Genomic DNA, 11908 nt, shown 5'->3' on the forward strand with positions numbered 1-11908 from the left:
GTTTCATTATGAAAAAATACAACCTGATAAACAATACTCTAGGCTGGTTTAGTTTTGCAGTAGCCGCGGTTGTTTACCTTATGACAATTGAACCGACAGCCAGTTTCTGGGATTGTGGAGAGTTCATTTCGTCAGCATATAAATTGGAGGTAGGACATCCGCCCGGCGCTCCGTTTTTTATGATTACAGGAAAGTTTTTCACGCTGTTTGCCTCCGATCCTACGCAAGTTGCATCGATGGTCAACAGTATGTCGGCTTTGCTCAGCGCCCTGACTATCCTGTTCCTCTTCTGGACAATAACCCATCTGGCAAAGAAGCTGATATATACCGATTCTTCTAAAGAAATGACAATGGGACAACTTATCGCTATCATGGGTAGCGGTTTGGTAGGAGCCCTTACTTATACATTTACCGATACGTTCTGGTTTTCGGCTGTCGAAGGTGAGGTTTACGCCTACTCTTCTATGTTTACGGCCTTAGTATTCTGGTTGATACTGAAATGGGAAAACCGCGCCGGTCAGCCGGGTTCTGACAAATGGTTGGTGCTGATAGCTTATGCCATGGGCTTGTCTATCGGTGTCCATTTGCTTAACTTGCTTTGTATACCGGCAATTGTCTTGGTCTATTACTTCAAAAAAGCAAAAGACGTAACATGGAAAGGCTTATTGCTTGCTTTAGCCGGATCTGTTTTCCTGATCGTGGTATTGATGTACGGTATCATTCCGGGCTTTACACAAGTGGGAGGCTGGTTCGAAATGTTCTTTGTGAATAGCTTAGGCTTCTCTTACAATTCGGGAGCATTGACCTATATATTAATAATGGTTATATCTATCGTATGGGCATTATATGAAACCTTGTCGAAAAAAGGAAATATGACCCGTGCCAAAATAGCGACTGCTGTATCTCTTGTTTTAAGTGGCGCGGCTATTATTAGTTCGAATGCCTTCTTGTGGGTGTTGCTTATTGCAGGTCTCTTCGTATTTTTATTCAAATATAAAGGTATTACGCCGAGACTGTTGAATACAATCGTTTTGTGTCTGATGGTTATTTTGATAGGGTACTCATCTTTTGCTCTTATTCCTATCCGTTCCATAGCCAATACGCCGATGGATCAGAATTCGCCTGAAAATGTATTTACGCTGGGCAGTTACCTCAACCGTGAACAGTATGGCGACAGACCATTATTCTATGGCAGGACATATGCTTCAACGGAGAAGAGAGACCCTTCGACAGGACGTTTAGCCCCTCCTGAAAGCGAAAAGCTAAGCTACGACAAGGTGGTAAAAAAATCGCCGGACGAAAAAGACAAATATGTAGTGGTTAGCACTATCCCTACATACGGAGTGAACAACACCATGTTGCTTCCCCGTATGTATTCTACCGAACAAAGGCATCTGCTGGGCTATCAGATATGGGCAGATATTAAAGATACATCAGTGCCCCCTACAATGTTTGAGAACCTGAAATTCTTCTTTAGCTATCAGCTGGACTTTATGTACTTCCGCTACTTTATGTGGAACTTTTCGGGTCGCCAAAACGATGTACAGGCGAACGGAGGCCTTAGCAACGGCAACTGGATTACCGGAATCGGATTTGTAGACGAATTGCTTGGACGCGGTCCTCAGAATAATCTTCCGCCGGACATTCTTGAAAATAAAGGGCATAATGTGTATTATATGTTACCGCTGATACTTGGTATTCTCGGCATTGTGTACCAGTTGACAAGAGGGAAAAAAGGTGAACAGCAGTTCCTTGTCACCTTCATGCTATTCTTTATGACAGGTCTTGCCATTATTATATATCTGAATCAGCAACCGTTCGAGCCGCGCGAGCGTGACTACGCCTATGCCGGGTCGTTCTACGCGTTCTGTATATGGATAGGCTTCGGTGTGGCATTCTTGTGGAACCTGTTCAGCAAGAAATTGCCAAGCACTGTATCTGCGGCTCTTGCTACAGGACTGGCTTTGATAATCCCTGTGCAAATGGCTAGCCAGAACTGGGACGATCACGATCGCTCGGACAGATATACTATGCGCGACTTTGGAGAGAATTACCTGCGGGGTTGCGAGCCTAACAGTATTCTGTTTACAATGGGCGACAACGATACATTCCCGTTATGGTATTCCCAGGAAGTAGAGGGTTTCCGTACAGATGTGCGCGTGAGCAACCTAAGCTACCTGCAAACAGACTGGTATGTAGATCAGATGCGCCGTCAGGCATATGACTCATCGCCTCTGCCTATTTCGTGGACAGAAGACCGTTATCAGGGATCAAAAGGTCAATCGGCATACGTATTGTCGAAGAGCGATATAGAAAATGCTGTAAAAAGAGAGTATCAAAACTCTAAAGATGGAGCTTCTTTCCTCAATCGGATCAACTTCTCGGATTTTTACGACACGGCTGTGTATAAAGATACATTGATGTTGGACGATGCATTGGAAATACTGAAAACAAAAGATAATTATGCGCCTCACAATCCGTTCGGAATAGAGAAAGGTGTTATTCTTCCGGGAAATGTATTGAAAATGCCTATCGATCAATCGAAAGTAGATTGGAAAGCATTGGGTACAAGTCCGGCTTCTGAACTATTGTTCGACCTGAGCGCTAACAAATCGGGCGGTATATACCGACAGGAGATTATGATTCTGGAAATGTTGAACAATATCAATAAGGATGACTGGAAACGTCCTATCTATTACGCTCTGACCATTGGCGAGCCACCGTTGAAACTGGATAATCATTCTACTCAGGAAGGTATTATATATCGCATTACTCCGGGTAAAATAGACAGTACAGGTGTAAACACTGATGTTATGTTCGATAATCTGGTCAACAAATACAAGTGGGGTGGAGTAGAGAATCCTAAAGTATATCTGGATGAAAACAACCTGAAAATGTGCCGCACTTTCCGCGTGATATTCGGTGATCTTATCACAGCTCTTTTACGCGAAGGCAAGAATGATAAGGCATTGATTGCTCTCGACAGATGTATAGAAGTGCTTCCCGGAAATACGATTCCGCGTAGTGGCGAGTCGGTCGGATATGCGGATGCATATTATCAGCTGGGACACCCTGAGAAAGCACAGAAGATAATAGATGAAATTATGTACCGTACAGAAGGTGCCCTGAATTGGTACTTGAGTATGAAACAGAATGATATGGTAAATTCGAGTGCAGATATCAGGGGCTACTTCGATACGGAAGTACAAGTCTTGGATACCTATCAGCGCTACGATAGAGCTAAATATAAAGAACTTCTTAATACGTTGACATTGCGTGCCGAGACATTCTTACGTAACGGTGTTAGCTTCAATCCTAGAAACCATCCTCTCGATTACCTGATGCGTATTTCGATGAGAGGATTTTATCTGGCCGGAGAAGATTCTGTTATTGAAAAAGAAGAGCATGCAAATGCTGAACGTATAGGCGAATTGATGCAAAAATATGCACCTGAACTTTTAAGAAGATATTCACAACCAAATTAAAACATACGGGCAGGCGGATTTCTCTATTATTCGCCTGCTTCTCATGTTGTTATGCTAATAGAACGACCCCCTAAACTATACCGCTGGCTCTTTCCCGGAGCCCTTTGGCGGCGACCTGTTAAAGGCAAGAAAACAATCTATCTGACATTTGATGATGGCCCTATCCCCGAGATAACCCCTTGGGTGTTAGATTTATTGGATAAATATGACATTAAGGCTACTTTCTTTTGCGTAGGCGATAATGTACGCAAGCATCCCGATATATACCAAATGCTACTCGACAGAGGGCATCGTGTAGGTAATCATACTTTCAACCATATACAGGGAATACGAACTTTTTCGAAAAGATATTTGGCAAACACCAAACTTGCTTCGGAATATATCGATTCAGACCTGTTTCGTCCGCCTCACGGACATATGCGCGTTTCTCAGTTTTGGGTGCTGAGCCGTTATTATAAAATAGTTATGTGGGATGTCGTGACCCGTGACTATAGTAAGTTGATGAATCCGGATGAAGTATTCAACAACGTGAAGAAATATGCACGAGATGGCTCGGTTATAGTCTTTCACGACTCGTTGAAGGCCGAAACAAATATGAAAGAAGCTTTACCCCGTAGTATCGATTGGCTTTTGGGACAGGGTTATACTTTCAGTCTGCTGTAAAGACATTCTTATTCTCTACCTTATTTCTTCAAAATTTCCATATCTTTAGCATATTAAAACTAAAGCTATGGGGCAAAACTATTCGAATATCTCGTATAAGAAAACATATACCGGTGATTATATAAAATCCTATAAGAGCGGGCACGTATACATATACGAACCTCCAACGCAGGAGAAGAAGCAGTCGAAAGATCCGGTTTTGGCAGAAGGCCGCCGGAAGACACTTCGTCCGGAGGCACAAAAAGAAGAACTCCCCCCCTTATTCGATCTTGAAATATAATTTATGCCAATCAGTAGTTAATGCTATTCCTGTTGAATGAAAACGTTCAACTACTGATTCACATAATTTATATAAGAAAGTTGTAACAAACATTCAGGCTGTTCCGTCTTAATAATTGAACGCAAGATGATAGCGCACATCGGACGATTTTAAATTATTAATTAAGACAAAAAATACAGCTATGAAAAAATATTTACTTTGCTTAATTTTAGCATTAGCCATCGGGCAAATGAGTTATGCCCAAAGTGTGGAAAGGTTTTTGAAAAATGTTTCGAATACAGAAAATATCGATAAGGTGAAAATCGGCCGCTTTATGATGAGTCTGGGTAAAATGTTTGGAGGCGTGGGTAATACACCGGTTGCACGAGGTATTCATTCATTGGAGGTTTATGATCTTTCGGACTGTGACGCGAGAGTAAAACAGGATTTTGTAAATCAAATAAACAGCCTGAAAGATGGCGACGGATACGAAACATTGATCATGGTTAAAGATAAAGGAGACAATGTGCGTATCATGATGAAAAAGAAGAAAGACGTAATCAGCGATTTGGTGATATTATGTATGGACGATAAGGAACCTGCAATCGTGAAGCTTTCGGGGGAAATTAAGGAGAAAGATGTCTCCGGGCTGGTAGACAAATACAATTAATTAAAATATTATAAGTAAACACAATCACAATCAGACATTATGAAAAGAATTATTCTCTCTCTAGTACTAGTATTAGCCTTTGGGCAAGTGGCTATGGCTCAGGATTTAGATAAATTGATGGCCGATTTGGCCAAGATAGAAGGTGCACAAAGGCAAGTGATGGATAAGGCTATGTTGAGTAACTCAATACCCGAATCGCAAAAAGATAAGATGCCTGATTTCATGAGCAAAGCAGATTCTGTAATAGCCGTTATCGTACAAAATTGCCCTCAAGATGTAAATGACAAAATACAGGAAGGGATAACCGGAGCTGAAACGAGCGGTATTTACGAACCGTTGGTAACAGTGAAAAAGGAAAACAACAGGGTTTCCATCTTGTCGGGTAAGGGCGAAGATGAGAATAAAGATGTTTACATCTGCGTAGCCGGCGGCAATGCTGTGGTTTTTGTGAAGTTGAGCGGCAAATTTACGATAGATGATTTAGCAAATATCGTTAAGGAGCAGCAAAAAGATAATGATAACTGATGGATGCGGAAACTTTTAAAAAAGTATTCATCCCATATCATCAGAAATTATACAGAATTGCTTACCGGATAGTGCAGGATGCTGCCAGTGCCGAAGACATAGTGCAAGATACATTTATTAAACTTTGGAACAAGCGTGACGAGATGGAAAACGTAGATAATACCGAAGCTTTCGCTATTATCATCTTGCGAAACACGAGCCTCGACCATTTGCGGAAAACAAAGAACGACCGTTACACGGACTATGACACGGATATGCCCGAAACGGCTTCCTTGTCGAAACAAATAGAACTGCAGGACGAAGCCGAAAAAATAAAGTATCTGATAAACAAACTGCCCGATCAGCAACGGCAGGTGATGATGATGAAACATTGGGACGATTATTCGGACGAGGAGATCGAGCAGGCAACAGGCCTGAGCGCGGGAAACATAAGAGTTATATTATCAAGAGCCCGGAAAACTATTCGGGAACAATATATTAAAATCGGACAGCGATGAAAACAAATGATATAAAAATATTACTCGAAGCCTTCTACAACGGGGAGACCAGTGCCGGTGAAGACCGTATTTTGACGGATTACTTCAAAGGAGAAGACGTAGCAGAAGAGCTGAAGGATGAACAAACAATATTTCTGGCCATGTATGAGGCAGAGCCGGTGGATGTGCCTTTATCTTTGGAATCGGAGCTGAACAACTTGGTAGATGAGCTAGCCGGAGAAGAGAGTAAAGAGGCATCGAAAGTAAAACTGAAACCTCAGGATAATCGCAGAATAATGTGGACATGGGTCGCCAGTGCTGTAGCGGGTGTGGCCATATTGATATCGGCGGGAATATTTTTCAATAAACCGGCGACAGTAATTCCCGATGAGCCTGTGGCGGCGCGGCAACAACCGGACGAGGCAGATATGTCGGAAGCAGACAAACAGGCGGTAAAGGAAGCAGAGGAAGCTCTTATCCTGCTGTCCAGTAAATTTAACAAGGGAGTGAATCAACTGGCTGTTGTTTCATCCAATATCGAAAAAACTAATGAAATACTAAATAAAGCTTTCAATCGGAAAAAAGATAAAGAATCATGAAAATAAAAGCATTACTAATAGCAATGGCCATTATAATCGGTGCAATCACCGTTCAGGCTCAAGATCAGATGTTCGATAAGTTTTCGAAGAACAATGATATATCTACGGTCTTTATTTCTAAGGCACTCCTTTCTATGGCCGGGAATATGAATATGGGCGGAGCCAATATCAAAAGCTTGTCTAACAAACTGGAAAGAATGGAAATATACTCCAGTGAAAACAAAAATGCGACGACGCTAATGAAAGCCGAAGCAGGGAAGATTTCAGCAGATAAGTCGTTCGAGGAGCTGATGACCGTAAAGGATAAAGACGATCATATCACTTTCTATGCCAAAAGAAACAAAGGAGACAGTTTTAAGGATCTCATAATGGTTATAAACGATCCTAACGAATGTACTATAATCCGTATTGTAGGGACGTTCACGATGGAAGATATACAAGGCGTGATGGGCGACAAAAAATAGAAATTATATAGTTTCAGATATGGCAAATGTCATATCTGAGACTTTTTATCATTACTTGAAAAACAAACTTTATAAGATATGCGAATATATGATGGGGCAAACCAATAGTCTGCTAACTGTTCACTGTTCACTGTTCACTGTTCACTGCTAACTGTTCACTGTTTACTGTTTACCGACCTACCCTATTTTCGGCCTTTGCTTTTTTACCCGTCGATACACTACTGAGAACCACAGAGGCAAAATAATTCCTTTACACACCGTAGAAATAGCGATAGCCCACCATACACCTACTATGCCCATGTGTGAAGCAAGGAAGTATGCCAACGGGATACGCAAGGCATTAAATGTAATACTGATGATAGCCGGTTCTATCGTTCGCCCTATACCATTGAACATACCCTGTGTCGTCAGCTCGAACATCATAAATATTTGTACAAGCCCCATCACAAAAAGATATTGGGCTCCTGCCTTCATCGCGTTTTCTTCGGGAACAATAATACCGAATATCTGCGCGCCAAACAGGATAAAACTGATACTGACAATTACGCCCAAAGTAAGCATCACCCTGATAGTATAGAAATATGCCTTCTTCCCTCTTTCCAGCTTATTAGCAGCATAATTCTGCGCTACAAATGCACTGAGAGCTGTAGAAAATCCTTGCGAAGTATTCCACGTAACAGCCTCTATCTGTCCCCCTGTAGTCTGAGACATAAGCCCCAGATGCCCGCCATGAATTGACGCTACACGAGCCAGATTCATATTGATGACGGCATATAAGGAATTCATCAGCGAAACGGGAGCACCCAAGAAGAAAATGCGTTTGAGATATATAGCCTTTGGCTTTATAAAAAACGAGAAATTACCCAATATGCGACTTCCATATTTGATCTGATAGAAGAACAGCAGGAATACAAATAACTGCGCTACGACGGTTCCTATCGCCGCTCCATGCAATCCTAATCCCATAGTAAACATCAATATCGGATCGAGAATCATGTTCAACACCAATCCGGCAGCATTGTTTTTGAAAGGAACCATACTACGTCCTCCCCCATTATATATTCCGGTAAAGTTATAAGACAGGAACTGAAAAGGCAGGCTGATAGTAAGTATCCGCAGATATAAAACAGCATCGGCAGTTATACCGGCTTCAAGTTTAAAAAATGAAAGTATCTGATTGGCAAAAATAAATAATATGGAGACCCACGCCACAGCCAGGATCATTGATATTGTAGTGGAATGTGAGGCATAGATCGCCGCGCGTTTCATCTTCTTTGCACCGATCGACTGCCCTACGGCAACTTCCGCGCCTATCATGGCCAGATATGCCACCGAAGAAGTCAGCCATAAAAGCATACCGATAGCTCCGATGGCAGCTTCCGATTTGGTTGCTATTTCGGGATGAGATGCTGTGCCCAGCCTACCCACCCACGACATAGCCATCAGTGTATATGCCATTTGCAGGAAGCTGGTTCCCATCAGAGGAAGCGCAAGTTTTATAAGGGTTGAGAATATATTCCCTTCCGTAAGATTATGTATACCTTGTTTCATTATTTTTGTTGAAGGCTAAGATACATCGGGTTATAAATCTTTTAATAATTTTCTCCCGCTTTCCAGCTCGCTGAAATTTTTGATTTTCAGAATTGTATCCCACTCACTGTTAAATTCAATATCAGTATCGATCATAAAATCTTCCGAGCCATGCCGGTCTATTTTCTCAAACATGTAGGCTACTGTTATATGACCAATATCGAGAGAGGGTATGTATGCAGGTACCAATGTATTTTCGGAAGGGGTTTCGACCAATAAACCAACCTCTTCTAAGAAAAAGAGGGTATCACTTGTCAGCTTGGTAGGTATCTTATAATGCTCCGACAGTTCATCGGCAGTATAAGGAATATATCCTTTTTCGAACCGTTTCACGATAAGTGTCATTATCATCAGTGTTACAAAATCTTTGTAACGACGGCTTATATTCGAAGTTTCTTGTTCGAAGCTAAATTTATTCACATTCTGGAAGGCAAACGACAATTGCACTCCGAAAAGAACGAAAAACCATGTCAGCTGTAACCATAAGAGCAATAACGGGAGGGCGGCGAAGCTACCGTAAATAGCATTATATTTCGAAATCCATATCTGTCCACCAATATATAGCATCTGAAATACCTGAAAACAGACACCCGTAAAAATGCCGCCTAACAGGGCACTGCTAAATCGTACTTTTGTATTCGGGATGTATACATAGAGGATAGTAAATAAAAGAATTGTTATCAGGAAAGGCACAACTTCCATGAAAGGGCCTAAGACCAATCCCAGCAAATATTGTTGTTCGGCGGTTGTACTCAGTAAAAGATTCACCCCTGCGTTACATATCAGGAATACAGGTGCGATAATTATCAAAGCCAGATAATCGGTAAACATGCGAAAATATGTTCGTCCGGCTTTTATCTGCCATATTTTATTGAAATTATCTTCAATATTCGATAATAGATTAATAACAGTATAAAGTAACAAGATAATACCTATACCCAGAAAAATTCCACCCTGCGCATATTCAATAGATTTATCGATAAAAGCCGTTGCCTTATTCAATATTTCTTCCTGTCCGGCAAAATAGCTGAACAACTGACTCTTCACAATATTCTGAAACCCGAAGCCTCTGGCAATAGCGAACAATACGGCTAACCCAGGGACAATAGACAATAAGGTACTATATGTAAGAGCTGAAGCACGTGTAAAAAGCTGCCCCCCATCAATACTTCGTATAGCAAGGATAAAAGCCTTTACAATATTATAAAAACCAATCTTCCGGGAAGAGCGGTCTTTCTTGTTTATCCGCCAAATATCATAAGTGAGGAAGCGGATAATTCTGTTTACAAAAGCTTTTATTTTTTCAATCATACAAATGTATTTCTATCCGAAATATAGGACAAAGATAGTTGGTTCTTTGATAGGAAACGTTTTTAGATGACATTTTGTTTCAAAGTATTTTAACAGAACAACTTAATCTTCTCTCTATTCAAATAATTCAATTCCGGGAAGATACCCCCCAACGCAAGAAGTCCCCATACATTATCTGTACGGGGACTTCCCTTTTAAAACGGCGGTAACCTACTCTCCCACTTATACGCAGTACCATCGGCACGACCGGGCTTAACTTCTCTGTTCGGAATGGGAAGAGGTGGAACCCCGGTGTTATAACCACCTGAATATCTTTTGAATGAAGAATGAATAATGAAGATTAGTGTTCATTCTTAATTCTTAATTCTTAATTCTTAATTTCGTAGTTGGTAGTCGGTAGTCGGTATGTATTTACCTACTTACTACTTACTCCTGCCTACTTACTACTTTATATGTTAGACACGATGTAAAAGAGCAATTATTGGTTACGTTTACCTAATCTAGCAAACCTCTTTCTTTTTCAGTTATAAGTTATAAGTCCAAAGTTATGAGTATAAATACTGCTAACTTTTTACTTTCAACTTACTACTTACTACTTCTCCTGAAAGCGTTCGGGCAATTAGTACTGCTCGGCTATGACGTTACCGCCTTTACACCTGCAGCCTATCGACGTTGTAGTCTACAACGACCCTTGTGAGGATATCTTATCTTGAAGCCGGCTTCGTACTTAGATGCTTTCAGCACTTATCCGATCCGGACTTAGCTACCCGGCTATGCTCCTGGCGGAACAACCGGTTGACCAGGGGTCCGTCCGACACGGTCCTCTCGTACTAGTGTCAGTTCTCCGCAAATATCCCGCGCCCACGATAGATAGAGACCGAACTGTCTCACGACGTTCTGAACCCAGCTCGCGTGCCACTTTAATGGGCGAACAGCCCAACCCTTGGGACCTACTCCAGCCCCAGGATGTGACGAGCCGACATCGAGGTGCCAAACCATTCCGTCGATATGAGCTCTTGGGAATGATCAGCCTGTTATCCCCGGAGTACCTTTTATCCTTTGAGCGATGGCCATTCCATACTGAAACCACCGGATCACTATGCTCTAGTTTCCTACCTGATCGACTTGTAGGTCTCCCAGTCAAGCGTGCTTATACCATTACACTCTGCGAACGGTTACCAATCGTCCTGAGCACACCTTTAGAAGCCTCCGTTACTCTTTTGGAGGCGACCACCCCAGTCAAACTACCCACCATACAATGTCCTCGCTTCAGCGAGTTAGACGTCAAACAATCAAAGGGCCGTATTTCAAGGGTGACTCCACGAGTACTGGCGTACCCGCTTCATTGCCTCCGGCCTATCCTACACATCAAGTGCCCAACGTCAATGTAAAGCTATAGTAAAGGTTCACGGGGTCTTTTCGTCCCATCGCGGGTAATCGGCATCTTCACCGATACTACAATTTCACCGAGATCACAGTTGAGACAGTAAGAAGATCATTACACCATTCGTGCAGGTCGGAACTTACCCGACAAGGAATTTCGCTACCTTAGGACCGTTATAGTTACGGCCGCCGTTTACTGGGGCTTCAATTCAATGCTTCTCTTGCGATGACATCTCCTCTTAACCTTCCAGCACCGGGCAGGTGTCAGGCTATATACTTCTTCTTCCAAATTTGCATAGCCATGTGTTTTTGATAAACAGTTGCCTTCTTCTATTCTCTGCGGCCGGCCTTTCAACCGGCACCCTTTATCCCGAAGTTACAGGGTCATTTTGCCTAATTCCTTAACTGTGAATCGCTCGAGCGCCTTAGTATATTCTACCCGACTACGTGTGTCCGTTTGTGGTACGGGTGCTTTAAAGATTA

10 protein-coding genes and 2 rRNA genes are annotated in these 11908 nt (G+C 42.1%); 8 read left to right on the forward strand and 4 right to left on the reverse strand.

Features of this window, described 5'->3' with window-relative positions; translation table 11 throughout:
• The first annotated feature begins 8 nt into the window (after positions 1–8).
• The 8 genes from ACYPZI_RS02155 (at position 9) to ACYPZI_RS02190 (ending at position 7141) form a co-directional block, all read left to right on the forward strand.
• The gene (locus tag ACYPZI_RS02155; RefSeq protein WP_459598134.1) at positions 9–3485 is read left to right on the forward strand and encodes a protein O-mannosyl-transferase family; all 3477 of its coding nucleotides are present in this window, start codon (positions 9–11) and stop codon (positions 3483–3485) included.
• 51 nt (positions 3486–3536) lie between these two features.
• Positions 3537–4148 carry a polysaccharide deacetylase family protein gene (locus tag ACYPZI_RS02160; protein ID WP_459598136.1) on the forward strand — a complete coding sequence of 204 codons (612 nt, stop codon included), beginning with the start codon at positions 3537–3539 and terminating at the stop codon, positions 4146–4148.
• Between the two features lie 67 nt (positions 4149–4215).
• Positions 4216–4428: a hypothetical protein gene (locus tag ACYPZI_RS02165; RefSeq protein WP_459598138.1), complete on the forward strand. Its 213-nt coding sequence runs from the start codon at positions 4216–4218 to the stop codon at positions 4426–4428.
• 181 nt (positions 4429–4609) lie between these two features.
• Positions 4610–5077, forward strand: a complete 468-nt coding sequence (locus tag ACYPZI_RS02170; RefSeq protein WP_459598140.1) for a DUF4252 domain-containing protein — start codon at positions 4610–4612, stop codon at positions 5075–5077.
• Between the two features lie 39 nt (positions 5078–5116).
• Entirely contained in the window at positions 5117–5602 is a 486-nt protein-coding gene (locus ACYPZI_RS02175) for a DUF4252 domain-containing protein (protein ID WP_459598141.1), read from the forward strand.
• Positions 5602–6099, forward strand: a complete 498-nt coding sequence (locus tag ACYPZI_RS02180; protein WP_459598143.1) for an RNA polymerase sigma factor — start codon at positions 5602–5604, stop codon at positions 6097–6099. Before ACYPZI_RS02175 ends, ACYPZI_RS02180 begins: the two co-directional genes overlap by 1 nt.
• Positions 6096–6677 carry a hypothetical protein gene (locus ACYPZI_RS02185; protein WP_459598145.1) on the forward strand — a complete coding sequence of 194 codons (582 nt, stop codon included), beginning with the start codon at positions 6096–6098 and terminating at the stop codon, positions 6675–6677. The genes ACYPZI_RS02180 and ACYPZI_RS02185 overlap by 4 nt, the downstream gene beginning before the upstream one ends.
• Positions 6674–7141, forward strand: coding sequence for a DUF4252 domain-containing protein (locus ACYPZI_RS02190; RefSeq protein WP_459598147.1), 468 nt, complete (start codon positions 6674–6676; stop codon positions 7139–7141). The genes ACYPZI_RS02185 and ACYPZI_RS02190 overlap by 4 nt, the downstream gene beginning before the upstream one ends.
• 177 nt (positions 7142–7318) lie before the next feature.
• On the opposite strand, the gene ACYPZI_RS02195 is transcribed toward ACYPZI_RS02190, so the two are convergent.
• From ACYPZI_RS02195 to ACYPZI_RS02210, 4 genes are all read right to left on the reverse strand, one after another.
• A complete protein-coding gene (locus tag ACYPZI_RS02195; protein WP_459598148.1) occupies positions 7319–8692 on the reverse strand; it encodes an MATE family efflux transporter in 1374 nt (457 codons plus the stop codon).
• 30 nt (positions 8693–8722) lie between these two features.
• Positions 8723–10042 carry a YihY/virulence factor BrkB family protein gene (locus tag ACYPZI_RS02200; RefSeq protein WP_459598150.1) on the reverse strand — a complete coding sequence of 440 codons (1320 nt, stop codon included), beginning with the start codon at positions 10040–10042 and terminating at the stop codon, positions 8723–8725.
• Between the two features lie 197 nt (positions 10043–10239).
• Positions 10240–10350 (reverse strand): 5S ribosomal RNA (gene rrf / locus ACYPZI_RS02205).
• A gap of 290 nt (positions 10351–10640) precedes the next feature.
• Positions 10641–11908: ribosomal RNA gene (locus tag ACYPZI_RS02210) — 23S ribosomal RNA — on the reverse strand; the annotation flags it as partial.

The sequence above is a fragment of the Dysgonomonas reticulitermitis genome, assembly GCF_054601275.1.

Coding starts and splice junctions, on each gene's coding strand:
- ACYPZI_RS02155 (WP_459598134.1), top strand. CDS start 9: ATGAAAAAATACAACCTGATAAACAATACTCTAGGCTGGTTTAGTTTT.
- ACYPZI_RS02160 (WP_459598136.1), top strand. CDS start 3,537: ATGCTAATAGAACGACCCCCTAAACTATACCGCTGGCTCTTTCCCGGA.
- ACYPZI_RS02165 (WP_459598138.1), top strand. CDS start 4,216: ATGGGGCAAAACTATTCGAATATCTCGTATAAGAAAACATATACCGGT.
- ACYPZI_RS02170 (WP_459598140.1), top strand. CDS start 4,610: ATGAAAAAATATTTACTTTGCTTAATTTTAGCATTAGCCATCGGGCAA.
- ACYPZI_RS02175 (WP_459598141.1), top strand. CDS start 5,117: ATGAAAAGAATTATTCTCTCTCTAGTACTAGTATTAGCCTTTGGGCAA.
- ACYPZI_RS02180 (WP_459598143.1), top strand. CDS start 5,602: ATGGATGCGGAAACTTTTAAAAAAGTATTCATCCCATATCATCAGAAA.
- ACYPZI_RS02185 (WP_459598145.1), top strand. CDS start 6,096: ATGAAAACAAATGATATAAAAATATTACTCGAAGCCTTCTACAACGGG.
- ACYPZI_RS02190 (WP_459598147.1), top strand. CDS start 6,674: ATGAAAATAAAAGCATTACTAATAGCAATGGCCATTATAATCGGTGCA.
- ACYPZI_RS02195 (WP_459598148.1), bottom strand. CDS start 8,692: ATGAAACAAGGTATACATAATCTTACGGAAGGGAATATATTCTCAACC.
- ACYPZI_RS02200 (WP_459598150.1), bottom strand. CDS start 10,042: ATGATTGAAAAAATAAAAGCTTTTGTAAACAGAATTATCCGCTTCCTC.